This is a genomic window from Thiogranum longum, assembly GCF_004339085.1.
Classification (GTDB): Bacteria; Pseudomonadota; Gammaproteobacteria; order DSM-19610; family DSM-19610; genus Thiogranum; species Thiogranum longum.
In genome coordinates this window covers 2,327,352-2,353,834 of record NZ_SMFX01000001.1, presented here as the reverse complement: position 1 = coordinate 2,353,834, position 26,483 = coordinate 2,327,352, and the positions used below count along the sequence as shown (strand labels likewise).

Sequence of the window (26,483 nt, the reverse complement as noted above, 5' to 3'; positions counted from 1 at the left end):
ATTAAAGGCGCCCCACCCGGGACGATTTAAACTACGTGCATCTGGTAAAACCAGCGGTGTGAATTTGACTTGCGGGGCTTGTCTATAGGGGCGTTCCGAGGTCAATGCGTCATAGGCATCAGCAACGCTGACGATGCGCGCAACCAGCCGTCGATACTAGTCAAGTTGCATGGTGGTTGTTTTCCGGATTATGAAGTAAAGGAATGGCGTCGCTACAGTCAACAGCACCGCACACCGCCCGGCGGTACTCGAGAGATCCTGTTGCCAGGAATCAGGTCTGTCTGGAAGAAGCCACTCTGCCAACGCAAGTGTCGCTGCCAGCAACACCAGCATGCCGATGTTCCAGCCGGCGTAGCGCAGCCGGCTGCGACCAGGAATCTTGAGAGCCCGAAAAACAGCGGCCATGACAAGTGCAGTCGACGTGAATAGTCCAAGTCCGGTCGCCATTGCAATTTGTTCATAGCTGCCTCCCTGGTTCAGGCTATACGTTACTGCGAATACCGCAACCGCCACCGACGTGCATCTGATTGCCAGTAATGATTTCTGGTGACCAAGAGAGATCAGGAATGTGGCCGGTATTGTACCCAGCATTGTCACGAAGGTAAGGAACATCAGTATCCTGCCCGGCTCAATGGCTCCTGCATAATCCGGCAGTATCCAGCGAATCGGCAGATGTATGATCAGATATGCCATGCCGACGAGGGGCCACATTATCTGCGCGAACAACATGGCACCCTTTTCCATAACCGGAACGAGTTGCGTTTTCGTGGTCCGGGCGCCCAGAGCTTCCATCAGGTGAGGGCGTAAAACACTCATGATGGCGGTCGGTATCAGCAGCATGGCGCCCGTGAAGTAGCTCTGGATGGTGTAAATACCGAGATCCTTTTCACCGAGATGGATCCAGATCAGTAGCCGGTCAGTAGTCCACAACAGCACCATCAGCAGGCCGGAAGCGAGTATCGGGAATCCGGTCCCGATCAGCTCTTTTGCGGTTGCCAGCGACCATCCTGGACGTGGGAATGGAGGCCCAAGGGCTATGGCGGTTCCGAGGGTAATGCCGTAAGAAAGAAGCAGCGCGACGAGAAACCCGTCAAGACCGAACTGCCAGGCTCCGAGTATTCCTGCAGCCGTTGAAAGTACAGCGAACTGGATAGTGAAAATGCTGGAAAGACCGAACATTCTCCAGGAGTTCAATAGCCAGATGTTAAACCGGTAAGTCTGGGTCAGGAATACCACACCGGCAAACAGCAGCCACCAGCTGACCGGGGCATCGGGGTGCTTGAACGCCGCAATAGCAGCGAGTGTACAGGCAGCGATCAATGCCGTTGCAACGTTGATTCCCGATGCGACCTCCCGAAAGCGCTGTGCCGCGTTTGGATTGCCGGCTGCATCGGCATAGGGTGCTCGCTGAAACATTCCGTCACTGGCGCCCAGGTTGGCTATGTTGCTGAACTGGTTAAGCATGCGCATGGCACTCCATACGCCGAAGGTCGAAGGACCGAGGATGTGGGCAACGGTAAGGCCACGGGCAAGAAAGAACAGTTCCGCCACATAGCGGGAAACAGTCACATAGGAAAAATGGACAAGCAGGCGTCGCTTCACGGTCGTTCGTGAGCTTGTAGAAGAAGCTGATGATAGAGTGCTTCGTATTTTCCCGAGATGTGTTGCCAGGTAAATTTCTCGACCTGTTGCAGCGATTTCCGGCGCAACATTTCTATTTGGCTTTCATCTGCAAGTAGCTCCTCAAGCGCCAGGCGCAGGGCCTGTGGCGAACCTGATTCGACCAGTATACCTGCTTCACCGACGACTTCAGAGCACCCTGATCCGTGTGTAGTGATAATGGCGCAGCCGGCAGCAAGTGCCTCAAGCAGTACCACGGGGAAATTCTCGCGTGACGAGGGTAGAACGAAAACTTTCGCGGATTGATACAGGTCGGGTAATTGTGCCTTGTCTACATGTCCAAGGAATTGCACCGTAATGCCAAGTTCGGCCGCCAGTTCTTTTGCGTTTTCCAGAAGCGGGCCGTCTCCTGCAATAACCAGCTCCCAGTCAGTATTCATACCTGAAAATGCCCGCAGGAGTATGTCTACACCTTTGCGTTCGAATATCCGCGAAACCATCAGGATCCGGTTTGCCGGTTGAACAGGGCCGGGACGCTGCAGGTTAATGCCATTGGGAATTACCTCGCCCTTTTTGTCGATCTGCCTGTTTAGCAGATGCCCCAGGTATCTCGTAGGTGTCACTGTAGACCGGCTGCCGTTGACAATGCGTTTCCACACCGGCCAAATGAGTTTATGGCTGAGATTAAATCGATCCTCGTTATACCCCGGAATGTCGGAGCCATGCGCGGTGATCAGATAGGGTGTGCCGGTTTGCCTGGCGAGCAGCCAGCTGACAATCCCGGATGGGACAATGAAATGACAATGAATCAGGTCGTAGTCTGTTGTCCTGCATAGTTCTGCAGCCTTTCGCAAGGCCGGGAAAATGCCGGTCAGCAGCTCGAATGTGGTGGTGTAATGTACATGGCGCCTCAGGCAGCGTGTGCGATAAATGCTAACCCCGTTACGCTGTTCTTCAGCTGGAAGGTTCTTCGCAAGCGAAGTGACGACATCGACATGGTGACCCCTGTCAACCAGCGATTCGCAAAGACCCTCGCAAACGGGGGCGCCACCTCCACCCAATGGAGGGTATTCGTAGCAGATGGTAAGGATTTTCATGGTGTGCTCTGCTGTATGCAGCGGTTCTCAACCACACGGAATTTCCTTCCGGGCTGCATTGCCAAAGTTTGTTTCAGGACAATGCCAAGTTCCACACCGGTGCCTGTAAGTGGGATGAGTGCGTTTCGAACAGCGCTCTGGAGAGCGTCTGCGTCTTTCTGATTTGCTTCGAGTTCCACACTGATTTTGCCGGGATTTTCCTGAATGACATGAAACCGTCCTATGCCCTTCAGCGGTTCAAGCGCAAGGGTAACCTGGTAGGGCGAGATAACACGGCCGTCTTCAAGACGAATGCAGTCAACGAGACGTCCATCGATACGCGCCAGTGTCCGCAAGGAGCGGCCGCACCTGCATGCTGTGGCAGGACCGAAGCGTGCCAGATCGCCGGTTTCATAACGTATAAACGGAGTCGCTCGCAACTCGAGGTTTGTCATGACCAGGCGGCCTGTGCCTGAGGTGTCATGGTCAGGTGCGAGTTCTGCGTGACAGGTATCTTCTGCAATATGCATTTGGCCTGCCTCCCGGCATTCCCAGCCGATAATGCCCATCTCCGTCATGCCGAAGAATTCGCACAATCGGCTTTTGAAAGCGCGTCCGATAAGCTCCCGGTCTTGCGCAACCAGCGTTTCGGCAGTTGTAATGGTTACCTGTGGTGAGTGTATGCGTTTGCCAGTGTCGCGGATGTATCGTGCGAGTTCACGCAGGGGCGTCACCCATCCGTACAGAACGTCTGGCCGTATTCGATTCAACTGTTCCCGCATGGACTCGGGGGAGTCTGCAAAAGAAATATAATGCCATCCCATGATTCTCCGGTGCCAGGGTTTGCGACCCGCAGTCACGAACACCAGTTTCCGGCCCGGACGCCAGCCGGCAGTGTGTAACGCACGTAGAAAAAGAGCCTTGCGAACCCTGAGCCAGTTGCGATCAAGGAAAACAGTGAATGGTTCGCCGGTTGATCCTGTTGTGCGTTCTGCAACGAGTTTCCTGGCCGGGAAAACCCCGCTGGTGATTTGTCCGGGCCCCGCCTCCAGCAAGTCGCGCTTGGTTGTGACGGGTATGTGCGACAGATCATCGAATGTTCGTATATCTGTTGGGTGAATGCCCGCTTTCCTGAAGAGTTTGTGGTAATACGGCACATGCGTGTAGGCATGCGAGACAAGTTCTTGCAGCTTTTTTTGCCTGAGCAGATGAAGTTGTTCTGTGGTTAGCCACTGCGAGCGCGCCAGGCTCCGGTAAGTACGGTAAAGTGTCAGCACCCTCAGGAAGCCTGTTGCATCAATGTTTGGTTAAACTTCCTGATTCTTGCGCACATATCGTCAACTCTGTCTCTGGGGCTGGTGGTGTCGTGCAGGGCCTTCTCGATTAAACCGGTCAGTTGTTCTGTGCGACCATCGCGGACGAAGGACTGCACATCCAGTACCGACTCACGCTGACCCAGCAGTTCAAAGAAGCCCTCGAACTTGTGATTATAGGAGAGTCCGACAACAGGGGTGCCGATCGATGATGCAAATATTGTCGGATGCATGCGTCCTCCGACAAGCGTATCCAGCTTTTTGCAGACAGCCCGGTACTCCCCGGGACTGCTGATCAACAACATCCCGGATCTGTCCGGGGGAAGGGCGTCCATCAGCATGCGGCATAGCTGTTCATCCCCTTCATGCGCCAGGGTGTAGCTCGGCAGAAAGAGAATGTAGGCGTCGTGTTTATCTACCAGATTGCCGAGGGTTTGGGTCAGCAATTCCACCAGGCGTGTCGATTGTTCGAAGGATGGTTGCCGGAAGCGTGCTGCGATACGCCGGGGAACAAGCCGGGATTTGGGTGGAAACCAGCGTCTCGGTGCGATACCGATGACCGGTTTATGATTGGGTGGAACACCGGCTGTCTGCAGGTGATTCGAATCCTTTTCGCTGTCAGCCCCGGACACTAGCAGGGCTGGATCGGGGACCAGCTCAACGGCTTTCCGGGTGAGTGCCTGTGCCACGGCCTGGGCCTCGGGATCCCGAACCGTGATTTGAGTCATACATGAGAATGCAAGTCTTGCAAACAAGCGGCTGATTCCGGCCTTGAGTGGTCCGACGCCCAGCGCATAGCCGACCACCCTGGGACAAAGGGCGCGCATCAACAGTATACGCATTGCCCAGTAGGGTACCTTTATCAGGCTGTCGTCGTCCTGAATCAGGCCGCCGCCCCCACACAGGACCAGGTCGCTTCTTGCTGCGGCCTTGCAGAGCTTGATTGATCCGGAGATTCCCGGGCAAATGACATGAACCCTTTCTCCGTAATCTGCGTGGGCGCGCCCGGGATGTCTCGATATGATGGTGATCGTGGCATCGGGCCTGATGGAATGCAGAGCATGGCACATCGACATCAGGATCGCCCGGTCACCCAGGTTACCATCGGCATCTCCGCCGAGGATCAGTATGTGACGTGGTTCGGGCATGGCATGAGACTGCAATACACTGCTGGTCTGGTTGATACCGGATTTTTGATCGAACAGGTCATGGTGTGTCGGCACTCCTTACAAGAAAATCCTGGAGCTTGTAATTGTTTTGCTGTAATTGTTTTACTATCCGCACATTGATCTCAACGGGCTCTTTCAGCTGCTTTGTTATACGCGACCGTAGTTGTGCTGTCTCATTATCACTTGCAGGACCTGTTGTTACAAGATTTACAGTGAAGCTCCCTGATGCCTCCTGAATAACCTGGAACTGATCGATCCATTCGATCTGGCGAAGCATGTGAGTAAATTCAAATGCAGGAATGTAACGACCGCTCGGCAGTTTCGCAAGACTGGTGGCTCTGCCGATCGGTGCGGAAATAGTCGGCCAGGTGCTGCCACACGAACAGTCGCTGTCAACAAAGGAACACAGATCGCCAAGCCGGTAGCGGATAAACGGCATTGCGCGCATATTCAACGTGGTTATTACCACATGGCCAAGTCCGGCCGCAATGCCGTGCTGCAGTCCACTGACCGGCTCGAGTTCCAGAATCACGTGGTCTGCATTGATATGCAGGCCGTTGTGTTCCGGGCATTCCCATGCGATACGTCCTGACTCAATAGAGCCATAGAAATTGTAATAAGCAACATCTTCTCCATCCCATGACTCTCTGAGCAGTTTCGGGTCCGCGGTTTCGGCCGAGGTGATGAGTGTATGCGGCCTGAGCTTCCGGAGTATTTCCTGGTCGGCATTTCTGAGCAGGGAACGAAAAACACTGGGGTAGGTCCATAGAAAACCCGGTCTCAACTTGCCGAGTTGATCAAGTGTTTCAGCCGTGGGTGCAAGTGGGTCGACCTGGTCTGTACGAAACAGGCCGAGCCGCTCGTGCAGCCCGCGTTGTATCGGTATCCTGGGGCCGAGTGTGACAAGATGGTCGCGGGGCCGGAATCCGATATTAAGAAGCGTGCGGAAATCGATGAGCCTGCGTAATTTCCGCTCACGGCCGGTGATGAAAACTTCGAACGGCTTGCCACTGGTGCCACTGGTCCGGACGCAGATCAGATCCTTACGGTCTGTATTGTGGGCTATCAGGCTCTCTTTACCGGCTTTTCTGAGGTCATCCTTGGTGCTCACCGGAATTTTTTTCAGGTCATCCAGCTTGCCTATGCTGCCGGGAGTTACGCCTGCTTCATCGAGTAGATGGCGGTAGTACGGTACCTGGTCATAGGCCTGTGCAACGGTTGCTTGCAGCTTGCGCAACTGCAGGGTCTGTAGCGCCTTGGGGGAGAGCTGCCTGTTGTATAGCAGCCGGGAGAACATGCCGATTTTTCCGATCATGACATCAGTGTGGGGCTACACCGGGAAATAACAGGTCTGAATTTCCGGTTACCCACGGAGAGGCTTTCATGGCATGAGACGGTGATTTCCACGTCCCCGAGCAGTTTGCCCAGATCAGTCAGAATATCCCTGGTGGCAGCATCATGGCCCGGGCTGCCCGCAAGTACAATTTTCAGCTCAAAGCTGTCAGGCTTGTGCTGGATCAGCTGGTACTGAAGCAGGTCGTTTCTTCCCTTGAATACGTTCCAGATGATCCTGGGGTGTACCATCCGGCCATCTGCCAGATAGATAATATCTTCACTGCGTCCCTCGAGGCTCGCCAGCATCGGAAGTGTTCGTCCGCAAGGGCAGGGTTTTTGAGTGATGACGCCCAGATCACCGATCCGGTAATTGATTAGTACGGTACCACGATTGACAAGGTTGGATATCACCACTTCTCCGGGTTCACCATCACCGGGCGTGTTTCCATGGGCGTCGACAACCCGCAGACAGCACAGGTCCTCCCGAATGTGAAATCCATGATGCTGTTCGCAGGTGAAACCGATTCGAAATGATTCGACAGAGTTGTATCTCGAAAACACACGAATCCCGAGTTTGTTTTCAATTAACTGACGTCCGCCCTCGGTCATATTGTCAGCGCCGTAGGTCAGTACCCTGGGAAGGTGTACGGCTGTTTGCCTGGCATCTACCATGCGAAACAAGGTTTCCAGATAGGAGCCATAGCCTGAAACAATGTCCGGTTTAAACGTATTGATTGCCTTGATGATCTCATCAAAAGGATCATTTACGTCTAGCAGCAGCTGGCGGGAAGGTCCGGGTACAAACGAGTACTCGCGATAGAGTTCCCAGATTCTGCGTACTGTCGAGGAGGGATAGAGAATGGTTGCCTGTCTCCCGGCTCGATTATTACCCAGGACCTTTCGAATGATCGCTTTCTCTGGCCAGGTGCGCGCCATGTTGGCAAGCAGGGAGCGTCTGTCATGGTAGATAGTGAGCGGCATACCCGTCGAGCCGCTGGTCTTGAAGGGAATTGCGGTTTGGCCACGGCGCGAAGTGGAGACGAACGCTCGTGGATTATCCCGGACGGTTTGCTTGTCGAGCAGGGGCAGCATTTCGAGATCCGCCGCTGTTCTGATTGCCCGTGGATCGATACCGTGTTCATGAAACAGTTCTCTGTAATAGGGCACATACTTTGCCGCATGATTTACGAGGCTACGGACCCGCCTGTCGCGGATCTTGCCCAGACGTGACGCGGGAAGATAGTCGGCCTGCTTCTGGAAGGGCAGATGCGAAGCCACGATGGCAGTTCCGTACAGTCTGTTCAGGAACGAGCTGATGGTGATCTCCGTTTGCCGGCTCGGCGTGATGTATCCTTGCTCCTCAGCGCGAGTACAACGCGCCGGGCAAAATTCAACAACCATGCTTCAGGCGCGCTCATCTCCCACAGGTGAGCACGTGAACGCTCATAGGCCCGGTGTCGATGCATAAGAGCCACATCAGGTAGCTCCATGTTCCGGTATTGCGCGGCAGCATCTCGCATGCTATTTGCAAGTCCCTCCAGTTCCATGCGTTCTGCAAGCCGGATACACAAGGAACCGTAGGCTTCGATACGGCATGCGACCTGATCGCGGTCCATGAACGCCAGTGACAGGTCCAGCCAGTCTTCAAGCTCATCTGCCAAACGGATGGTGAGGACGTTCCTTGTTGACTGAGTCGCGGATTCCAGGTTCGCAAGGTGCTGATCAAGAGTATCCGGGCTGTACCATGGCAGGTGTGCATAGGCATACACAAGCATTTCAACATCAGAACCGAGAATGGTCTGCAAGTGGCTGCGGTGCGAAAGTCTGTATGCACGCCTGCGACTGTTTTTAAACAGGCGCAGGCGATAGGCTGAGTGCACCATGGCCGCCAGCACAACCGGCAGAGCAGCTCCTGTGGAAAGGACAATACTCGCAGTGCGTAAAAGATGGCATGAAAATGGAGCGCCCTGCGCGCGAAACAGGCCATCACTCATCTCTTCCATGAATTCATATGCATCCCGCACCTTGCGGAGGCTGGCATTATCATAGCCATGGTTGACGCACTGTATAACGAACTGCGGATAAGTCAGGGAAAGATCAGTATATGACATTGATGTCTCGCGTTTTCTTATAATCTGTAGCAGTTATTTTAAGGAGAAATTGTTCAAATAGCAGCTATGCTTTAGACTGATTTTCTCCGGAGGACATTGTGGAAAGAATTCCGATCAGCTCAGAGCAGGTTTTTTTTGATTTGCCCGGATGGCTTGATGACCCGACACTTGTTGACGCGATCCACGGCATGATTATGGCCCAGCAACACATAATCGGGCAACCTGCGCCAGGCAATGATGCTGGCAAGGCACATGAGATGGTCTGTGAACAGGCGCTTGAGCAGATACTGGGCAGCCAAAAGGATGTTCATGGCATCGCGACGAATCGGGAGATATCCAACGTTATTTCATTCAACATACCCAATGATGCACACTCCATATCCAGCGAGGACATATTGATTCGACGTGCCAGAGTTGATGAGTTGCTGAGCCGGCGGTTGCTTGAGACCTTCGAGGCACCTTACCCACTTGAGGTTCGATGCAGCGGCCACTTCTGGTATCCCCGGGGAGGGTACATGGGGTGGCACACCAACAGTGCATCTCCCGGCTGGAGGGTTTATATCACTCATGCCAGCGAGCCCGGTAAGTCATTCTTCAGATACAGAGAACCTGACACGGGGCGCATTGTTACTGCGCTGGATAGTGAATGGAATGTGCGCGCCTTCCGGATTGATCCGGGTATTCCCTTTTGGCATACGGTGTACTCGGAAACCGATCGTTTCAGTCTGGGCTATGTTGTCCGGCGCAGGCGCTGGTTCAAGCCAATAACCCGAGGTGTCAGACGCCTGTTCGGTTTTTGACTGAAATCGTGGTTTCGCCATCCAGGATTTTCAGTCCCCGTATTCCTGGCCCCAGTAGTTCCTTCTGCAGTATCTCCGGTTCCGGGCTTCTGTCTGGCACAGATACAATTCCTGTCAGTCCGTCCTCGTCCTGGATGACGGGTGCGGTGTGCCAGAGAAAATGTGCTAACTCTTCGCTCCAGTTCTCCCATTGGATGATCAGTGAGTGCTGGCAACGGGTCGAGGGTCGCAACTCAGCTCCCCAGCGCTTCTTGTGTGCAAGTATGCCATCGCGCAATGAAGGACGGCACACTCCGAGATCGAGCTGACCAAGCCCGGCCTGCCGCGCATACTGTACCCCGAATATATAGATTGCGCTGGTAGCCCCTAACGACACGGGTTCCTCATGCCCATGATCGGTACCGGTGCATATCCAGTACAGGGTGTCTCCCGACTCTGCGAACAGGTCTCCGGAGATTCTGCGCCCGTTATGCAATACCCAGATAATACCGCCGTGAAGCATGTAGTTCCGCAGCCGGGAATAGCTGCGGATTGTGGCGGCATCACCATGTCTCGCGAGTGTGAAGGGTACATACATTTTATGATAGAAGTCGTCGAATTCATCCAGACTTCGGCTCACTTCCCAGTCAAGCCCGTTCCTGTGGAATCGTCTCAGATTCGATGCCTGGCTACGCCTGGCACGGCTTGTTGCTTCACCATGATCGGGAACAGTCAGGCGCGTGCCGAGGCATTCCGGAACATGAAGCTGCTTCCCCGTGAACAGCAGGTGCCCGAGTCGGCTATTGATGTGTGCAATGGACATGGTGGTATCACTGCCATGTTCAGTAAAAAAACCGGGCAGTTTCCACACGGGAACCTTGCCCAGTTCTTCTGTTCTGAAGTCAATGCCTGCCATGTGCCGGATAAAGTGCTCGGCAGAGGGCTGATTATCGGCGACGATGACGGCTACGGCTTTCCCGGTCTCAGGATGAGTGCCAGTGCAACGTATTACCGGTACTCGCCAGTTTGCGATGCTTGAAGCTATGTAGTGCAACCTGTCCATGGATGCTTCTGCCGTGAGTGGAGCATATTCGAGCAATTTCCAGACGGCTGATGACAATATTCCCCGTTTTACAGGAAGGGTCGGCATCACTGCTTGTCCAGTCCAGGGACTTGCGGTCTGCACTCGCCGTGGAAGCGGTACCAGCAGAAGGACCCCAGCTTGAGCTGTGTCACACTGCCTGTCTGTTTGAAACCCGAACGTGTTCGCGATGTGATATTTGACTTGTTTTCTGGAACGATCAACGTGATGACGGTCCGGTAGCCACCCGCCCTGTAATGCTCGGTTAACCTTGAGTATAGTGCTGGAACAAGCCGTTTTCCGCGATATCTTTTCGCTGTGAACGAATCGAACATATAAATTTCATCCGACTCCAGGGGGAACCGGTACCCGATCATCTCCAGATACCCCTGTTTTTCAGCGATCCAGCTGACAGACGCGATTTCACCATTACACAGGGCTGCGTAGCATCTGTTGCCTGCTGCCAGGCGGGCCAGTATATCTTCTTCCCTGGCGCCTCGACGAAACAGGAGATAGCGCTCCAGGTCAGCGCCTGATAGTTCGGTAAAGTCGAACTCAGTGCGTGCCTCAACCGGACTTATCGGGTGCTGTAGTGAATGAACGTACCAACCGACACACCGGTATCCCAGGCTCGCAAGTATGCGGTTGAATATTCCATGGTTGCCTTCCCATTTTTGTATTTCCCGAAGTCGGCTGAAGGTGCGTCGAAGCAAGCCTGGTGAATATTCTGGAGGCAAATTCATCTGGTTAGAGAAATTTTATCTGTTAATTCTGTACAACAGATCATACCAGACCAGGAAGACCTGTAAGGCAACAATTCAGAACCAGGGTATCGCACGCCGACGGTAATTCGGTGCTGAGGCAGAATTCGGCCCACGCCGCTCGTCAGGCCAACCAGAATCCTGGCTCCCCCTTTTGTGTCATTGTCACTAGAATAGGCTAAAGGCTTTTTAGCCTGACCAGCTCGTAAACATTGATTCGGAAAACAATAATATGTGTGGCATTGCAGGATTTGTGGGTGACACCCATGAGCGCAAGGACAGTATTTTACAGGCTATGCTCTCGCAAATATCCAGGCGTGGGCCTGATGATGTGGGAACCTGGCATAAAGAGGGTGTCGGTTTCGGACATGCTCGCCTGAGTATCATTGACCTGAGCGAGCGGGGACATCAGCCTTTTATTACCAACGACGGCCTTGGTGTGCTTGTTTTCAATGGCGAAATTTACAACTATCGCGAATTGCGCCGCCTGCTGAAACAGGAAGGCGTCACATTCATGAGCGAAACGGATACCGAAGTTGTGCTTTACGCACTGCACCATTGGGGGCCGGAACGCGCCGTACCCCGGTTCAATGGCATGTTCGCTTTCGCTTACCACGATCTTCGGGATCAATCCGTATGGCTTGCCCGGGACCGGCTCGGTATAAAACCGCTGTTTATTGCCAGAACCGGCGGTGGTTTTGTTTTCGCTTCGGAGCAAAAAGCCCTCTTTGAACATCCATCGGTGACGTGTGAGTGCGACCATCACGCCTTGTTTTCCTTGCTGCTATATGAACGTTTCGATGGCTCCATGACGCCCTATCAGGGTGTAGAGGCTTTTTTACCCGGAACCCTGTGCCGGTTTCATAGAGGTAGAGAGAAGCTCACCACATATTTTGACGTTTTGCGTGACATCTCACCGGAACAGATAAGCGACAACGCAGGCCAGGACTTTTCCGTTCATCTCGCCCGCTTTGAGAGCTTGCTAGGCAGTAGTGTCGAAATGCATCTCATCAGCGACGTTCCTGTGGCGACGATGTGTAGCGGCGGACTGGATTCCGGTCTTGTTACCGCCCTGGCATCCAGGCATTCACCTGATCTTGTCTCTTATGTTGCGGATATCGAAGGGATGCGCGGCCAGGAAGTGGCACGTGCCCGACTGATCACAGACTCGCTCGGGGTAGAGCTGCGACGCGTTCCGGTGGACCATGAGAGCTGGTTTCGCACATTGCCCGAAGCCATTATCGCCAATGACCAACCCCTGTTTTTTTCCCAGCACGTCGCCGCCATGGTGGTTGCGAAAACCCTGCGCAGGGACGGGTTCAAGGTTGTCCTGACAGGCGACGGGGCTGACGAACTGTTTGGTGGTTATACCTGGCATGCAGCGGCGTACCGTCACTGGTATAAAAATGCACTTCGCGCCAGGTGGATACCCGACAATCGCTATACCCGGGCGGCAGGCAAGTATCTGCCCGGCTTGCGACCTGTAAATATAGAGGATCAGATAGCGCACGACTTGACGCGGGGTCATCCCATAAACTACATCTCCAGTTCATCAAACATTCTGTTCGTTGCCGGTGCATCAAGAACCTTGCGCCAACGCCGTTTGTTCAAGAAGCTGGCCGGACTTTCGCTGGAAGACCGGGGGTTTCTATCCAGCAGCTTCGAAGACATCTATGTACAAATGCGTGAAGGCCTGAGCAGCGTGGATAAAATGACAATGAAACATTCCATCGAGGCACGTGTACCCTTTCTTGAAAACAATCTGATCAACTTCGGTCTGGATCTACCCGTGAGCGCCAAATATCATAGAGGCGTCACCAAGAGAATAGTTAAAAGCCTGGCTCGAAAACATCTACCCGAAAATATAATCCAGGCACCTAAAATAGGGTTTACGATGCCGCCTTCCATGTGGTCCAACACAGCGGAATTCCTGCGCAATGGCCGTGTGTCGGACTTGCTGAAATGGCCATCCCGGGATCAGTCGGAGATTCTGGAACTGGCGAAGCAACGTCCGTACTATCACTTTCGCCTGATGGCTTGCGAAATCTGGTTGCGCACACGGTTCGACAACGCCAGTCCACAGGATATTTCCGGGCAATTACTAAAGTTGAGGCAGGCTTGATGATATGGAGATTGAAAATATCAGGATTGATGATCAGTGGTGACTACAACCGGAACCTTACGCCGGCGATTCTCCGCTACCGGAAGCGTTTATTGGTAACAAGGATGCGAGAATGTTGATTGCCTCACACCTGGACTTGCTGCGCGGACGTGTTTCAGCGCTTCTGACTTTTGTCTGGCGCAGACTGATGATACGCACAACGGTTATCGCTATTACAGGCAGTGTTGGCAAGACCACGGCCAAAGAGTGTCTTGCCGCGGCACTGGAATCCCACGGACCTGTCCTGAAAACGTTCCAGAATCAGAATGATCACTACGGTGTGCCCAGAACGATACGCGCAATGCGTCCCTGGCATCGATTTGCGGTCGTAGAGGTTGGTGTCCAGGGCCCCGGATACATGCGCAGACTCGCGCACCTCCTGAAACCGGATATCGCGGTGGTGCTTCGGGTCGCCCGAACGCATACCAATAAGTTCGGCGACCTGGAGACCACCGCCGCAGAGAAAGCAGAATTGTTGAGTTTTCTCCCGCGGCACGGCATCGCAGTACTCAACGCCGATGATGACAGAGTATGTAGAATGGCCAAGGGCAGTAAGCAGAGGACAGTGTTTTTCGGCTCCTCGCCGGCATGCGACTATCGGGCGGAAAAGGCAGAATCCCGCTGGCCGGACCGATTACGGTTCGAATTCGTTACCGGCAAACAACGTTTCGACGTGCGGACTCAACTCGTTGGCACACATTGGCTGAACTCCGTCCTCGCTGCTTTGGTGGTTGCCGATTCCTGCGGTATACCTGTCGGCGAGGCAGTCCGCCGGATTGCTCAAGTGCCGCCATTCATGGGAAGGATGCAGCCTGTCGCCTTGCCGAATGGCGCCATTATTATGCGCGACGAAGTGAACGGTTCTCCTGATACGCTACAGGCCATGCTTGAAGTGCTTCGGAACGCCAGGGCAAAGCGACGCGGGCTGGTGTTTAGCGACCAGTCGGACTCAAAGGATTCCCCCCGGCGGCGCCTGCGAAATATCGGTCATCTGGCGGCCGGGTTATGTGATTTTGCCGTATTCGTGGGCGCTCATGCACACCATGCCGTTCGAGCAGCAACAGACGCCGGAATGGACGCGTCGTGTTGTCGCGAATTCAGAAATATCAGGGATGCGGCAGAATGGCTCGAAGAATCCCTGCGTGCCGGTGACCTGGTGTTTCTCAAGGGGCGAAGCACCGATCATCTGTCACGTATTCTCTTCGCGCAGTTTGGAAAGATTGGTTGCTGGAAGTCCAGTTGTAACATCACACGCCTGTGTGACGTTTGCAGTGAGCTTGAACCGGACTTTGATCTGGATAAAGTCCTGACCAAAGATCTGCAATGACGACCGGATATAGCAGATCTTCAATGTACAGGTTCAGCGGTTGCGGATACTTGCGATACCCCCCCGGACGATTTAAACCAATTGCATCCGGTAAAACTAGCGGTGTGAATTTGACTTGCGGGGCCTGTCTATAAGTGACTGTTTGATGCGCAGTGCATTTTCGAGTTCGGCAAGAAAGGCATCGACGCATTCCGGGTCAAAGAACTTCTTGCGTTGGTTATTAATATAATCGACGGCTTTCTGTACCGGCCACTCTTCCTTGTAGGGGCGTTCCGAGGTCAATGCGTCATAGGCATCAGCAACGCTGACGATGCGCGCAACCAGAGGTATTTCGTGTCCACCCAGCTTGTGTGGGTAGCCGGTGCCATTAAACTTCTCGTGGTGACTGAGGGCAATGATTGCACCGGTCTGCAGATATTTTGAAGGGCTGTCCTTGAGGATCTCATAACCGATAAGCGTGTGCTGCTTCATAATCTCGAATTCAGCATGCGTGAGTCGTGCCGGTTTGCGCAGGATCTGGTCCGGTACACCGATCTTTCCGATATCGTGCATTGGTGCCGCCATCTCTATGGCATCGCAGTCGCTTTTGGAAAGACCCAGCTGTTCGGCTATCAGGCGGGCGTACCTGGCCATGCGAAGCACATGATTCCCTGTGCATTCATCACGATATTCACCGGCTTTGGCCAGTCGTAACAGGGTTTCGTGTTCACGTTTACGGATTTCACTGGTGGCTTCTGATACGCGCCGTTCAAGCCAACGGGCGCGCTGGTGGATAATCTTTTGCTGGCTGCGCCATGTCAGCAGGTTTTTGCAACGTACACCGAACTCCAGGTCATCGAGCGGGATAGTCAGGAGATCGGTTGCGCCAGCGTTCAGCACATCACGACGGCAGTCGAGGTCTTCACACGGCGTGAGCATGACAACAGGCAGTTCACTGCAATCCGGTAGCTGGCGTATACCATGAATGATGCTGGTTGCCCGAATATCGGTAAACTGGCTGTCGGAGATGACGAGGTCGGCCGGGTGCCAGCGTAACCAGGTAAGCGCAGCATCGGCCTTGACGAAAGTTTCGACATGGAGTTGCGGATCAATATTCGTGATCAGCCTGACCAGATGTTGTCGTCGGGAAAGCTCCCCGTCGAGAATTAAGACCGTCGGCATACGGTGCCCCTAAATTTCCAGAAATCGTCACAGCAGAAAAACTTCACTGCGGAGCTTCCCTGCTGACCGCACAACCGAGGTAATATTGCCTCACTAACACCCTGAAAAATGAGTTAAAATACATCAAGCCGGGCGTCGATTAATGCTAGCGGCGGATTTTGGGCAAACTTAAGTGCCGGATTTCAATGAAATTCATTAGACCTTTGTTCAGTGGTCTGGCCTGTCACAGGTTGTTTCGGAGAGTTTATATGTCGCAACAGAAAAAACCGTCATCATCACGGGGCCAGTCGCTTTTTAGTGTGGTTGGCAGTGTCTTTGCCTCGATGTTTGGTGTGCAGAGTACCAAGAAGCACCAGGAAGATTTCAGACAAGGCAACATCTCCACCTATCTCGCAGTTGGCGCTGTCGCGACAATTCTGTTTGTTCTAACGGTATGGGGAATCGTTAAGCTGGTTGTCAGCGCGGTTCAGCCATCTTGATCCCGATTGTTTGATGGGTAGCGCATTGCGCGCTTTTGCCGGCGCGCTGATAAGCAGTTCGAGGGATTTGCTGCCGGTAGTGCTGGTCGTGGTGTTTTTCCAGCTGGTGGTGTTGCAGCAACCAATCCCCAACCTGTTAGAACTCTTTATTGGTATTTTACTGGTTGTTACCGGGTTGACGTTTTTTATCAGCGGCCTGGAAATGGCACTGTTCCCGATTGGCGAGTCGATTGCACATGCGCTGGCGCGCAAGGGCAGTCTTGCCTGGCTGTTGATATTTGCTTTTGCACTGGGTTTCGGGACTACAGTTGCTGAGCCAGCGTTGATTGCCGTGGCGGATGAGGCGGCTGCGGTAGCATCGGCTGATGGCGCCATAGGGCCGACTGAGCGGGACCGTAATGCGTATGCTGATGGCTTGCGGCTGACAGTCGCATTTTCCGTAGGCTTCGCAATCATGCTTGGGGTGGTGCGTATTCTCAAAGGCTGGCCCATGCACTGGTTGATCGCCGGTGGCTATGTGCTGGTTGTGACGATCACTTTCTTTGCTCCTGATGAGATTGTGGGTATCGCCTATGACTCAGGTGGCGTTACAACCTCTACAATTACAGTGCCGCTGGTGACAGCACTCGGTGTTGGACTGGCGTCGTCAATTCGTGGGCGCAGTCCGCTGGTGGATGGTTTTGGTCTGATCGCGCTGGCTTCGCTGACGCCGATGATTTTTGTCATGCTCTACGGGATGATTATACAGTGAGCCTGTTGGCCGAGTTTCTTCAGACGTTGCTTGATACCCTTCATGACGTGGCACCGATTGTCATCATTATTGGTGTATTCCAGCTCATGGTGATCCGCCGTCCGGTACCGAATCTGGGTCAGGTGCTGATTGGTTTTGTGTACGTCGTCATCGGTCTGGCGCTGTTCCTGCTGGGGCTGGAGCGGGCATTGTTCCCGCTGGGCAGGGTAATGGCCATGCAACTGACCGATCCGGCATTTATATTTGATGGTGTGGAACAGCTTTCCGGCGCCATACACTGGGCGGAATATCACTGGGTGTACCTGTTTGCCTTTACCATCGGTTTTTCAACAACGATAGCCGAGCCTTCACTGATGGCAGTCGCCATCAAGGCCAACCAGGTGTCAGGTGGATCAGTGGGTGTGTGGGGATTGAGGATTTCCGTTGCCATCGGGGTGGCGATTGGTATTGCGCTGGGAGCATGGCGCATTGTAACGGGGTATCCAATCCACTACTTCATTATCGTTGGCTATATTATCGTGGTTGTCCAGACACTGTTTGCTCCAAAAATGATTGTGCCGCTGGCATATGACTCCGGTGGAGTTACTACTTCGACTGTGACGGTACCACTGGTCGCTGCGCTGGGACTTGGTCTGGCGGAAACTGTGCCCGGCCGGAATGTATTGATCGATGGGTTCGGGTTGATTGCTTTTGCCAGCCTGTTTCCGATCATGAGTGTAATGGCCTATGCGCAGTTGTCAGAGCTTCGTGCGCGGCGTGCAAAACGCAACAGAGAGGGGAGCGTATAGCTTATGCATTTCAAACTGATTATTGCTTTCGTGGAAGATGGCAAGACGGACAAGGTAATGGATGCCGCACGTGGAGCAGGTGCGACAGGCGCAACAGTTATCAGTAATGCGCGTGGCGAGGGTATGGTCAAAAGCAAGACTTTTCTCGGCCTGTCGCTGGAGACGCAGCGTGATGTCCTGTTGTTGCTGGTAGAGGAACACCTGAGCCGGAAAATCCTGGAAACCGTATGTGATGTTGGCCGTTTTGACGAGACTCCGGGTACCGGCATTGCGTTTCAGATTGATGTTGAAGATGCTGTGGGAGTCCAGCATCAGGTGACGGAACTGGTAGAGCGTGTGGAGGATGAGTTATGAGTGAACACAAGGTGACCCGGGTTCGTGATGTTATGAAATCCGGCTTCGATATGATCGATGGAAAGCTTACGGTAGCCGATGCCCTGAAGACTATGCAGCATGTGGATACCAAGTGTTTGATTGTCGATAAGCGCCACGATGATGATGAATATGGCATGGTATTGCTATCGGATATCGCCAAACGTGTGCTGGCGTGTGATCGTTCGCCAGAGCGCGTGAATATCTACGAGATCATGTCCAAGCCTGTAATATCGGTTCGGTCTGATATGGATATCCGCTACTGTGCGCGGATGTTCGAGCAGTTTGGCCTTTCCCGTGCTCCGGTCATTGACGACAGGAAGGTGGTCGGGGTTGTCAGTTTTACCGATATGGTTTTGAAAGGGTTTGGTTTTTGAAGAATCAGTTTTTTCGGTTAATGACGGGAAGCCGTCCGGCGCCGACTATCCTCTTGCTCCAGTAGGGGTTCCGGAGTGATGCATAGCTGACGAATTTTCCGCTTGATGGTGCGTGCACGAAACGATTACCACCGGCATAAATGCCGACATGAGAAACCTTGTTCCCCGAGATATTGAAAAATATCAGGTCGCCGGGCTGAAGCTGTGATATCGGGATACGTTTGATCTGGCGATATTGTTCTTTTGTACTGCGTGGTGCCTGTAAGCCGGCCTTGCTGTAGGCGTAGTACACCAGTCCGCTGCAATCGAAACCACGCGGACTTGCTCCGCCGTAACGATAGGGTGTTCCAACCATGTTGGCTGCTGCGGTCAGTGCCTCGTGAGAGGGACGGTGAGGTTTTACTGATACCGGAGGTGCCGCTTTTGTTTCTGCCCCCGGATGCCCTGTAACCCGGGAGGTCGAGGCACACCCCGCCAGTCCCGCAAGAACCAGCAGGAGTACAAGACCGGGTAAAGCGTTTTCAGATTGTGATGCCAGGACCATGTTTGTTTCCAGCGGTGATGTGGGGTTCTCTTGATACGCTATCGACCGGGCTGGATACGTCTTGATGGACAGGGTCCGGGTGTTCTCTAGTGAACAGATGTAACTGATGAATCGAGTGTGGTGCGAACATGGTCAATAAAATAGCGGACTTTGCCTGGTACGAAGCGCCTGTCAGGATAGGCCGCATGGACTTCCATCGGAGTCGGCTTATAGTCACCCAGAATGACCTTTAACCTGCCCTGCTCAACACAGCCCTCTATCAGCCATAACGGTGTTACGGCTATACCCATGCCGGCCAGCACGGCCTCACGAACAGCATCCGGGCTGTTGGTACTGAAACGGCCGTTAACGTAACTCTTCTCTACACCCTTGTGGCCGTTAAAATGCCACTCATTTCGCGTTGACAGCAATGTAAATACCAGGCAGTCATGATCCTTCAGGTCGGCAGGTTTCTTCGGTTCTCCCCGGGTGGCCAGATATTCAGGGCTTGCCACTGTTACCCTGGCACAATCGCCTATTTTTTGCGCGATCAGTGTAGAGCTTGCCATAGGACCCATGCGGATAACCACATCAACCCCTTCTTTCACAAGGTCCACATTGTGATCGTCCATCAGTAAGTCGATCTTCAGGTCAGGATACGCAGCTAGAAATTTCCAGAGATGAGGGAGAATCTGCAAACGCCCGAAAGCGATGGGCGTACTGACACGAAGTGTGCCGGTGGGTTGTGATTTTGCACGGCCGACACTGGCTTCGGCTTCGGCCAGATCATCGAGAACACGAACGCAGTGTTCATAATATTCGCGACCGGCTTCGGTAAGGTTGAGCTGCCTCGTGCTGCGGTTGAGTAATCGAATGCCAAGGCGTTCCTCAAGGGCCGCTATGTGTTTGCTAACAGTTGGCTGAGAAAACCGGGTTTCCCGGGCCACTGCAGAGAAACTACCGGTTTCCACCACCCTCCGAAAGATTGACATTGATACAAACGTATCCATAAATTCAGTTCTATATATTCATTTAAGGAATAAAGTATATGCTTGATTCGTGTATTATCATAGAATATAGAATAGCATAGATTCTCGCTGGCTTGCCGGTTCGGCAAGGGAACCTGGTTTGATGAAAGAGGCGTCATGACAAAATTAACCGGTACGGCGTATCCAGAGGATGTTGCTACGCTCCCGTTTGTTGAGCTGGCAACCGGTTCCCTGGCCGGTATATTGAGCTGGGATGAACTTGATGAAGTCTGGCAACGTGTTGGTGAGGATGTCGGGTCGGGCTGGTATTTATACCGGTCAGGTGAGCCGCCTGCCGGTAGCACTGCCACCGAGGATGAATTCAAGGCCCATATCAAATCACTCGATACCCATCTGCGGGCCACGCACGAGAGAGCATATTGCGGGGTTGTCTATGTTGATTCAGTAACCGAGCCAACACTGGTCAAGATTTTTGACCCGGAATCGCTGACGTCATTGTGCAATATCTACGGCAAGACGCCCTTGCATGGCTGGGTTATCTCCAGGCTGAAACCTGTCAATCTAAAGGCGATGGAAGAGGCCGATGCGGATTTCCAGCGTCATGAGCAGGGTCAGTTCCTGCCTGCCGTTCCGGAGATTATGGAAACAGGGCGACATTATTCAGGAGAAATTGCGGACACGCTTGATGCCAGGCGTATGGGGTGTCCCTTGCCGATCATAAACACCTGCCGTGCCTTGAAGCGCCTGTCATCCGGCCAGGTGCTCGAGGTTGTGACAATCGAGCCGGGTGCGCTGAATGACATTGATTATATCTGCCGGCAGACTGGCGGCAGTCTTGTTGCGCTTGAACAGGCGAGTTTTGGTTATTCCTTTTATATCTGCAGGACCTGACCACGGGCAGGCTGTCAGTCACAACCTGGCAATTTTCTCCAGCTGTTCTTCCAGCTGGCGGATCGTGGTGCGGATATCTTCGAGTTTGGCTTTTTCCTTCTCCACAACAGCGGCAGGAGCCTTGTCTACAAAGCTGGCGTTGCCCAGTTTCTTTTCCGTGCGTTCCAGTTCGTTGCGCTTGCGCTCCAGTTCCTTGTTCAGGCGCGCCTGTTCGGCGTCCTTGTCGATCAGTCCGGCCATGGGAATCAGTACTTTCATCTCGCCGACCAGTGCTGTGGCAGATTCCGGGCCCTCATTGTCACCCAGCCATTCGATGGATTCGACGCGCGCCAGTGAGGTAACAAAGTCACGGTTGGTTTCAAGGCGGCGTCGATCGTTTGTGTTGCCATTTTGCAGCAGTACCGGCAGGGGTTTGCGCGGGTCGATGTTCATGCCGCTGCGAATCTTGCGTACCCCCAGCACGAACTGTTTGACCCAGTCTATTTCCGCTGCAGCCGTTTCATTGATGAGTGCATCGTCCGCTTGAGGGTAGGGCTGGAGCATAATGGTTTCGCCCTCGACCCCGGCCAGGGGTGCAACACGTTGCCAGATTTCTTCGGTAATAAACGGGATGACCGGGTGGGCAAGGCGCAATACGGTTTCGAGTACACGCACCAGTGTTTGTCGCGTGCCGCGCTGTGCGGCTTCGCTGGTTACTTCACCGGTCAGCACAGCCTTGGAGAGTTCCAGGTACCAGTCACAGTATTCGTCCCAGATAAATGAATAGATGGCCTGTGCGGCCAGGTCGAGCCGGTAGTTATTGATGTTGTCGATCACCTGCTGTTCGGTTTGTTGCAGCAGGGACAATATCCACCGGTCAGCACTGCTCAGTTCGGTATCACCACCGTGTTGACCACAGTCTTTGTCTTCGGTATTCATCAGCACGTAACGGGCGGCATTCCATAACTTGTTGCAGAAGTTACGGTAGCCCTCGATGCGGTTCAGGTCGAAGTTGATGTCGCGCCCGGTAGAGGCCATGGCAGCAAAGGTAAAGCGTAGTGCATCGGTGCCAAATGAAGGGATGCCGTCAGGGAAATCCTTGCGTGTCTGTCTGGCGATCTTTTCTGCAAGGTGCGGTTGCATCATGCTGCCGGTACGTTTTTCCACCAGGGCTTCCAGTTCAATGCCATCAATAAGATCAATGGGGTCGAGTACATTCCCCTTTGACTTGGACATCTTGTGGCCATGGGCATCGCGTACCAGTCCATGGATATACACTTCCCTGAAGGGTACATCGTCCATGAACTTCAGGCCCATCATGATCATGCGTGCGACCCAGAAGAAAATAATATCGAAACCGGTAACCAGCACGCTGGTCGGGTAGAACGTTTTCAGTCGGTCAGTCTGCTCCGGCCAGCCAAGTGTGCTGAACGGCCACAGCGCGGAGCTGAACCAGGTGTCCAGCACGTCATCGTCCTGGCGCAGTTGTACTGCATCCGGGAGATTGTGCTGCTTGCGCACCTCGGCCTCGTCACGACCGACATAGACATTCTCCTGGTCGTCATACCAGGCCGGGATACGGTGGCCCCACCAGATCTGCCGCGAGATGCACCAGTCCTGGATGTTGCGCATCCATTCAAAATAGGTGTTCTTCCAGTTGTCCGGCACAAAACGGATATCGCCGTTCTCGACAGCCTTGATAGCCGGGTCGGCCAGCGGTTGTACGCGCACATACCACTGGTCGGTAAGGAACGGCTCGACCACGGAGCCCGAACGGTCACCACGCGGTACCATCAGCTTGTGGTCCTCGATTTTTTCGAGCAAGTCGAGGGTTTCCAGGTCTTTCACGATCTGCTTGCGTGCCGCGAAGCGGTCCATACCGATATAGGGTTCGGGAATCAGACCGTCTTCTTCCGATTCGTTCTCGCGGATGGCGGCGTTACGTGTGAAAACATTGATCAGGCCTCCGTGCGGCTGCTGGCTGATGGCATTTTCATCCCGGTGGCGTAACCATACCTGGTAGTCATTGAAGTCATGTGCGGGCGTGATTTTCACACAACCGGTGCCGAACTCAGGGTCAACATACTCATCGGCGATAATCGGGATTTTGCGTCCGGTCAGGGGTAACTCCACCAACTCACCGAGCAGGTGTTTGTAGCGTTCGTCCCCGGGGTGTACGGCAACGGCGCAGTCGCCGAGCAGTGTTTCGGGGCGCGTGGTTGCCACGACCAGCTGGCCGGTGCCGTTACTGAGCGGGTAACGCATGTGCCACAGGTGGCCCTTCTCTTCACGCGAGAGGACTTCGAGGTCGGAGATAGCGGTGTGCAGGACCGGGTCCCAGTTGACCAGGCGCTTTCCGCGATAGATCAGGCCCTCTTCATACAGGCGGACAAACACTTCCTTGACTGCCTCGGAGAGGCCTTCGTCCATGGTGAAACGTTCATGCGCCCAGTCCAGTGAAGAACCCATGCGTCGCAGCTGCCGGGTGATGTGCCCACCTGAGGTCTTTTTCCACTCCCATACGCGTTCGATAAAGGCTTCACGGCCCAGGTCATGGCGTGTTTTGCCTTCAGCCTCCAGTTGTCGCTCCACCACCATCTGGGTGGCGATGCCGGCGTGGTCGCTGCCCGCCTGCCAGAGCGTATTGTCGCCACGCATTCTATGGAAACGCGTCAGGGCGTCCATCAGCGTGTCCTGGAAGGCATGGCCCATGTGCAGGTTGCCGGTCACATTGGGTGGCGGGATCATGATGCAATAGGGCTGGCCTTCGCCACGGGGGGCAAAATAGCCCTTGTCTTCCCAGGTCTGGTACCAGCGCTGCTCGATCTGATGGGGTTCGTAGGTTTTTTCCATGAAAATCAGGGGTCTTTGGTTAGGCTGCAAGAATGGGCGGGGATTATACCGCACTGGCGCTGAAAGGTCGGGTGATGGCCGGTCGTGCTATTCTCCCGTTCCGGATGGCGTTGTGCCATTGCGTGAACATGAAAGGGAGAGAGCGGTATGTTTCGAGCAGTACTGACGGGGTCGTTGTTGTTAATCAGCAGCACGGTATGGGCGTTTCAGTTTCCGATTGAAATGATCGAGGGAATCGATGGTGCCCGGGTCGTTATCAACATCAACAAGCAAGATCTGGACGATGACCCGCGCTGGATACCGTTTGAAAGTGCGCCGCCCATAACAATCGCAGGCGCGCTCGACATCGTGCAGTCACACCTGGCAAAAAATCCGGCCCTGAAAGATGCCATACTCAGGGACATACAGTTGCGGCGTATTCCACACCATGAAAACAACTGGCATTACATGGTGGTTATACAGACCTCGAGAGATGGTAGTCCCGTCCTTCACTACTATGCCGTGTTAATGTCGGGCAAGCTGATCACGGCAATACGTGAGCCGGAGTCATATAAATAAAATCAGGCTGCCAGTGCGGGAGCTGGCGGCAGTGTTGAAATCTTTTCGGGCGTGCAGGGAATAAACTGCGCTGTCGATTGTTTGCAGAGATGACATGTGTCCCATTAGCGAACAGGAATCGCCCCATGAAAAAAATCAACGTGCTCTTGCTGACATCCTCACTGGCTTTTTCACTGGCATCGGTCGCGGATGACAAGTCAGTGATTCCACCGGCCCCGAACGGCATCGAATTTCCTGCCGACTACCCGAACTGGCGGGTTATCTCTATATCACATCGCACGGACAACAACTCCATGCGCACCATTCTCGGCAACGACATTGCCATAGAGGCTGCGCGGGCGGGTAACACCAACCCCTGGCCGGATGGTGCGGTACTCGGCAAGGTTGTATGGAAGCAAACAGCTAAAAAGCACTGGCCGAGTGCTATTGCACCCGACAAATTTGTGCACGCCGAATTCATGTTCCGCGATAGTAAAAAATGGGCAGGCAACGGCACGGGCTGGGGTTGGGCGCGCTGGGTCGGCACGCAGCAGAAGCCGTATGGAAAGGATGCAGGTTTCAGCCAGGAGTGTATTTCCTGTCATACCCCGGTCAAAGGCAATGACTGGGTATTTACCACGCCAGCGATGTTTCCCACAGTGTTCAAGTAGCTGTTTGACGGTCTGATTTTGCGCATGCGTCGCCAGGATGAACAGGTTGTCCAGTATATTCCCCGCTTGCGGCGATACGCGCATGCCTTGCTCGGCGACAGCGACCGTGCCGAGGACCTGGTGCAGGAGACCCTGGCGCGTGCACTTGGCAGATTGCATTTCTGGCGACGAGGTAGCGATATGCGCGCCTGGTTATTCACCATTATGCATAACCAGTTTGCCAATGACTGCCGACGTGCGCAAAAACGTCCCGATGCAGTGGCACTCGATGATGTCACTACAGAAGCAGCGGCAGCTGACACGGCGGAGCTTCACGCAGGCCTGCATGATATCGAACAGGCGCTGATGTTGCTGCCGGAAGCGCAACGTGCAGCATTGTTACTGGTCAGCCTGGAAGGCCTATCCTATAACGAGAGTGCGCGTGTACTGGGTATCCGTCCGGGTACGCTGATGTCGCGCCTGCATCGTGCGCGGGAGAAATTGCGCAGCGCCTTAAACCACGAGTCCGGCAAGGTCAGACACATACGGAGTGTAAAGTGAAACCCGGGGATAAATCCGTCAGCGAGCACGAATTACAGGCCTATGTCGATGGTGAACTCGATGCACGGCGTCGCCTGCAGATTGAGGCCTGGCTGGCGACACATCCGGATGCAGCGGACCGGTTGCAGGATTACCGGCAGATTCAGACGCAGCTGCACGCCCGCTTTGACAGCATATTGGCGCAAGGATCTGATGTACACGTACCCGCCCGCCCGGTTTCACTTGCAGGGTTTTCACGTGTGGCGGCAGTTGCAGCCTTAATGCTGATATCGGGACTGCTTGGCTGGGTATTAAAGCCAGACCCGCAACTGATAGCAACCGGTCCCGTGATGAACGACCTGGTGCAACCCGCCGCGTTCGCACACCAGGTCTATTCCACGGATATACGTTACCCGGTTGAGATTGCTGCTGCCGAGCAGGCTTCACTGAATCGCTGGTTGTCGCAACGAATGCATACCGATCTCAGAGCGCCCGACCTGTCACATGAAAACCTGAAATTCCTCGGTGGCCGTTTGCTGCCATCCACAAACCGGATGGCTGCGCAGTTCATGTATGAAGATACGCAGGGTCAGCGCCTGACGGTATATGTCCGTCGTGTTAATGATCCGGCGGGTGTCAGTGAATTTCGTTACCGGGAGCAGGGCGATCTGCATGTGTTTTACTGGATCGATGGTGAGATGGGCTACGCTGTGGTTGGTACACAGCCGGCATCGCGGCTGGTGACAGTTGCCAGTGCGGTGCAAACGGTATTCAGGTGACCCCGCGCTCCGGCTTTTCCTGAGCAAGTTTTGCAATCAGTTCCGGTAATGCGAGTTGCAGCTGGGTGCGAATGTCTTCAC

25 protein-coding genes and 1 pseudogene are annotated in these 26,483 nt (G+C 54.0%); 13 read left to right on the top strand and 13 right to left on the bottom strand.

Features of this window, described 5'->3' with window-relative positions; all coding sequences use genetic code 11:
- Positions 1-156 precede the first annotated feature (156 nt).
- The 7 genes from DFR30_RS11495 to DFR30_RS11465 are packed head-to-tail and all read right to left on the bottom strand — an operon-like array spanning position 157 to position 8,624.
- Positions 157-1,602, bottom strand: a complete 1,446-nt coding sequence (locus tag DFR30_RS11495; protein ID WP_165869189.1) for a lipopolysaccharide biosynthesis protein — start codon at positions 1,600-1,602, stop codon at positions 157-159.
- The gene (locus DFR30_RS11490) at positions 1,599-2,717 is read right to left on the bottom strand and encodes a glycosyltransferase family 4 protein (RefSeq protein WP_132973372.1); all 1,119 of its coding nucleotides are present in this window, start codon (positions 2,715-2,717) and stop codon (positions 1,599-1,601) included. Before DFR30_RS11490 ends, DFR30_RS11495 begins: the two co-directional genes overlap by 4 nt.
- Positions 2,714-3,973 (bottom strand): phenylacetate--CoA ligase family protein, encoded by a 1,260-nt coding sequence (locus DFR30_RS11485; protein WP_132973370.1) that lies wholly within the window; start codon positions 3,971-3,973, stop codon positions 2,714-2,716. Before DFR30_RS11485 ends, DFR30_RS11490 begins: the two co-directional genes overlap by 4 nt.
- Positions 3,974-3,975: 2 nt before the next feature.
- A complete protein-coding gene (locus DFR30_RS11480; protein ID WP_132973368.1) occupies positions 3,976-5,232 on the bottom strand; it encodes a polysaccharide pyruvyl transferase family protein in 1,257 nt (418 codons plus the stop codon).
- Positions 5,216-6,493 carry a phenylacetate--CoA ligase family protein gene (locus DFR30_RS11475; RefSeq protein WP_132973366.1) on the bottom strand — a complete coding sequence of 426 codons (1,278 nt, stop codon included), beginning with the start codon at positions 6,491-6,493 and terminating at the stop codon, positions 5,216-5,218. The genes DFR30_RS11480 and DFR30_RS11475 overlap by 17 nt, the downstream gene beginning before the upstream one ends.
- Entirely contained in the window at positions 6,490-7,791 is a 1,302-nt protein-coding gene (locus DFR30_RS11470) for a phenylacetate--CoA ligase family protein (protein ID WP_165869188.1), read from the bottom strand. The genes DFR30_RS11475 and DFR30_RS11470 overlap by 4 nt, the downstream gene beginning before the upstream one ends.
- A 23-nt stretch (positions 7,792-7,814) precedes the next feature.
- Positions 7,815-8,624, bottom strand: a complete 810-nt coding sequence (locus DFR30_RS11465) for a DUF6817 domain-containing protein (protein WP_132973362.1) — start codon at positions 8,622-8,624, stop codon at positions 7,815-7,817.
- A gap of 98 nt (positions 8,625-8,722) precedes the next feature.
- Here DFR30_RS11465 and DFR30_RS11460 point away from each other — a divergent pair, with 98 nt between their 5' ends.
- Positions 8,723-9,424 (top strand): hypothetical protein, encoded by a 702-nt coding sequence (locus DFR30_RS11460; protein ID WP_132973360.1) that lies wholly within the window; start codon positions 8,723-8,725, stop codon positions 9,422-9,424.
- Here the strand turns inward: DFR30_RS11460 and DFR30_RS11455 are convergent.
- Together DFR30_RS11455 and DFR30_RS14770 are read right to left on the bottom strand one after the other, a co-directional pair.
- Positions 9,402-10,553, bottom strand: coding sequence for a hypothetical protein (locus DFR30_RS11455; protein ID WP_132973358.1), 1,152 nt, complete (start codon positions 10,551-10,553; stop codon positions 9,402-9,404). The genes DFR30_RS11460 and DFR30_RS11455 overlap by 23 nt on opposite strands.
- Positions 10,553-10,951, bottom strand: coding sequence for a GNAT family N-acetyltransferase (locus tag DFR30_RS14770; RefSeq protein WP_424565408.1), 399 nt, complete (start codon positions 10,949-10,951; stop codon positions 10,553-10,555). The genes DFR30_RS11455 and DFR30_RS14770 overlap by 1 nt, the downstream gene beginning before the upstream one ends.
- Before the next feature lie 129 nt (positions 10,952-11,080).
- Between DFR30_RS14770 and DFR30_RS14685 the strand changes: the two genes are divergently transcribed.
- The 3 genes from DFR30_RS14685 to DFR30_RS11440 all read left to right on the top strand — a co-directional run bounded on the left by DFR30_RS14685 (position 11,081) and on the right by DFR30_RS11440 (position 14,733).
- Entirely contained in the window at positions 11,081-11,206 is a 126-nt protein-coding gene (locus DFR30_RS14685) for a hypothetical protein (protein WP_279386907.1), read from the top strand.
- A 271-nt stretch (positions 11,207-11,477) separates the two neighbouring features.
- Positions 11,478-13,367: an asparagine synthase (glutamine-hydrolyzing) gene (asnB, locus tag DFR30_RS11445; RefSeq protein ID WP_132973353.1), complete on the top strand. Its 1,890-nt coding sequence runs from the start codon at positions 11,478-11,480 to the stop codon at positions 13,365-13,367.
- Positions 13,368-13,479: 112 nt separating this feature from the next.
- Positions 13,480-14,733, top strand: coding sequence for a UDP-N-acetylmuramoyl-tripeptide--D-alanyl-D-alanine ligase (locus tag DFR30_RS11440; RefSeq protein WP_132973351.1), 1,254 nt, complete (start codon positions 13,480-13,482; stop codon positions 14,731-14,733).
- 96 nt (positions 14,734-14,829) lie between these two features.
- On the opposite strand, the gene DFR30_RS11435 is transcribed toward DFR30_RS11440, so the two are convergent.
- Entirely contained in the window at positions 14,830-15,894 is a 1,065-nt protein-coding gene (locus DFR30_RS11435; RefSeq protein ID WP_132973349.1) for a response regulator, read from the bottom strand.
- A 248-nt stretch (positions 15,895-16,142) separates the two neighbouring features.
- Here DFR30_RS11435 and DFR30_RS11430 point away from each other — a divergent pair, with 248 nt between their 5' ends.
- The 4 genes and pseudogenes from DFR30_RS11430 to DFR30_RS11410 all read left to right on the top strand — a co-directional run bounded on the left by DFR30_RS11430 (position 16,143) and on the right by DFR30_RS11410 (position 18,661).
- Positions 16,143-16,373, top strand: coding sequence for a DUF2970 domain-containing protein (locus DFR30_RS11430; protein WP_132973347.1), 231 nt, complete (start codon positions 16,143-16,145; stop codon positions 16,371-16,373).
- 13 nt (positions 16,374-16,386) lie between these two features.
- Positions 16,387-17,912 (top strand): annotated as a pseudogene (locus tag DFR30_RS14475) (DUF1538 domain-containing protein).
- 3 nt (positions 17,913-17,915) lie between these two features.
- Positions 17,916-18,266 (top strand): P-II family nitrogen regulator, encoded by a 351-nt coding sequence (locus DFR30_RS11415; RefSeq protein ID WP_132973343.1) that lies wholly within the window; start codon positions 17,916-17,918, stop codon positions 18,264-18,266.
- Positions 18,263-18,661: a CBS domain-containing protein gene (locus DFR30_RS11410; RefSeq protein ID WP_132973341.1), complete on the top strand. Its 399-nt coding sequence runs from the start codon at positions 18,263-18,265 to the stop codon at positions 18,659-18,661. Before DFR30_RS11415 ends, DFR30_RS11410 begins: the two co-directional genes overlap by 4 nt.
- A gap of 4 nt (positions 18,662-18,665) precedes the next feature.
- Here DFR30_RS11410 and DFR30_RS11405 read toward each other — a convergent pair whose 3' ends face one another.
- Together DFR30_RS11405 and DFR30_RS11400 are read right to left on the bottom strand one after the other, a co-directional pair.
- Positions 18,666-19,205 carry a C40 family peptidase gene (locus tag DFR30_RS11405; protein WP_132973339.1) on the bottom strand — a complete coding sequence of 180 codons (540 nt, stop codon included), beginning with the start codon at positions 19,203-19,205 and terminating at the stop codon, positions 18,666-18,668.
- An 86-nt stretch (positions 19,206-19,291) separates the two neighbouring features.
- Positions 19,292-20,176: a LysR family transcriptional regulator gene (locus DFR30_RS11400; protein WP_207891888.1), complete on the bottom strand. Its 885-nt coding sequence runs from the start codon at positions 20,174-20,176 to the stop codon at positions 19,292-19,294.
- A 153-nt stretch (positions 20,177-20,329) separates the two neighbouring features.
- Here DFR30_RS11400 and DFR30_RS14470 point away from each other — a divergent pair, with 153 nt between their 5' ends.
- A complete protein-coding gene (locus DFR30_RS14470) occupies positions 20,330-21,064 on the top strand; it encodes a sulfurtransferase TusA family protein (RefSeq protein WP_207891887.1) in 735 nt (244 codons plus the stop codon).
- An 18-nt stretch (positions 21,065-21,082) separates the two neighbouring features.
- On the opposite strand, the gene DFR30_RS11390 is transcribed toward DFR30_RS14470, so the two are convergent.
- Entirely contained in the window at positions 21,083-23,896 is a 2,814-nt protein-coding gene (locus DFR30_RS11390; RefSeq protein ID WP_132973335.1) for a valine--tRNA ligase, read from the bottom strand.
- A 147-nt stretch (positions 23,897-24,043) separates the two neighbouring features.
- Here DFR30_RS11390 and DFR30_RS11385 point away from each other — a divergent pair, with 147 nt between their 5' ends.
- From DFR30_RS11385 to DFR30_RS11370, 4 genes are all read left to right on the top strand, one after another.
- Positions 24,044-24,454, top strand: a complete 411-nt coding sequence (locus tag DFR30_RS11385) for a hypothetical protein (RefSeq protein ID WP_132973333.1) — start codon at positions 24,044-24,046, stop codon at positions 24,452-24,454.
- 125 nt (positions 24,455-24,579) lie between these two features.
- Entirely contained in the window at positions 24,580-25,104 is a 525-nt protein-coding gene (locus DFR30_RS11380) for a cytochrome P460 family protein (RefSeq protein WP_132973331.1), read from the top strand.
- A 24-nt stretch (positions 25,105-25,128) separates the two neighbouring features.
- Entirely contained in the window at positions 25,129-25,644 is a 516-nt protein-coding gene (locus DFR30_RS11375) for a sigma-70 family RNA polymerase sigma factor (RefSeq protein ID WP_132973329.1), read from the top strand.
- Positions 25,641-26,402, top strand: a complete 762-nt coding sequence (locus DFR30_RS11370) for an anti-sigma factor family protein (RefSeq protein WP_132973327.1) — start codon at positions 25,641-25,643, stop codon at positions 26,400-26,402. Before DFR30_RS11375 ends, DFR30_RS11370 begins: the two co-directional genes overlap by 4 nt.
- Positions 26,403-26,483: the final 81 nt, after the last annotated feature.

Bases quoted from the DNA above. Each gene is read 5' to 3' on its own strand.
- DFR30_RS11410 (WP_132973341.1), top strand. From the start codon at position 18,263: ATGAGTGAACACAAGGTGACCCGGGTTCGTGATGTTATGAAATCCGGC.
- DFR30_RS11430 (WP_132973347.1), top strand. From the start codon at position 16,143: ATGTCGCAACAGAAAAAACCGTCATCATCACGGGGCCAGTCGCTTTTT.
- DFR30_RS11455 (WP_132973358.1), bottom strand. From the start codon at position 10,553: ATGCCGACCCTTCCTGTAAAACGGGGAATATTGTCATCAGCCGTCTGG.
- DFR30_RS11390 (WP_132973335.1), bottom strand. From the start codon at position 23,896: ATGGAAAAAACCTACGAACCCCATCAGATCGAGCAGCGCTGGTACCAG.
- DFR30_RS11490 (WP_132973372.1), bottom strand. From the start codon at position 2,717: ATGAAAATCCTTACCATCTGCTACGAATACCCTCCATTGGGTGGAGGT.
- asnB (WP_132973353.1), top strand. From the start codon at position 11,478: ATGTGTGGCATTGCAGGATTTGTGGGTGACACCCATGAGCGCAAGGAC.
- DFR30_RS11405 (WP_132973339.1), bottom strand. From the start codon at position 19,205: ATGGTCCTGGCATCACAATCTGAAAACGCTTTACCCGGTCTTGTACTC.
- DFR30_RS14470 (WP_207891887.1), top strand. From the start codon at position 20,330: ATGACAAAATTAACCGGTACGGCGTATCCAGAGGATGTTGCTACGCTC.
- DFR30_RS11415 (WP_132973343.1), top strand. From the start codon at position 17,916: ATGCATTTCAAACTGATTATTGCTTTCGTGGAAGATGGCAAGACGGAC.
- DFR30_RS11475 (WP_132973366.1), bottom strand. From the start codon at position 6,493: ATGATCGGAAAAATCGGCATGTTCTCCCGGCTGCTATACAACAGGCAG.
- DFR30_RS11465 (WP_132973362.1), bottom strand. From the start codon at position 8,624: ATGTCATATACTGATCTTTCCCTGACTTATCCGCAGTTCGTTATACAG.
- DFR30_RS11380 (WP_132973331.1), top strand. From the start codon at position 24,580: ATGAAAAAAATCAACGTGCTCTTGCTGACATCCTCACTGGCTTTTTCA.
- DFR30_RS11400 (WP_207891888.1), bottom strand. From the start codon at position 20,176: ATGTCAATCTTTCGGAGGGTGGTGGAAACCGGTAGTTTCTCTGCAGTG.
- DFR30_RS14685 (WP_279386907.1), top strand. From the start codon at position 11,081: ATGAACGTACCAACCGACACACCGGTATCCCAGGCTCGCAAGTATGCG.
- DFR30_RS11375 (WP_132973329.1), top strand. From the start codon at position 25,129: ATGCGTCGCCAGGATGAACAGGTTGTCCAGTATATTCCCCGCTTGCGG.
- DFR30_RS11440 (WP_132973351.1), top strand. From the start codon at position 13,480: ATGTTGATTGCCTCACACCTGGACTTGCTGCGCGGACGTGTTTCAGCG.
- DFR30_RS11385 (WP_132973333.1), top strand. From the start codon at position 24,044: ATGTTTCGAGCAGTACTGACGGGGTCGTTGTTGTTAATCAGCAGCACG.
- DFR30_RS11435 (WP_132973349.1), bottom strand. From the start codon at position 15,894: ATGCCGACGGTCTTAATTCTCGACGGGGAGCTTTCCCGACGACAACAT.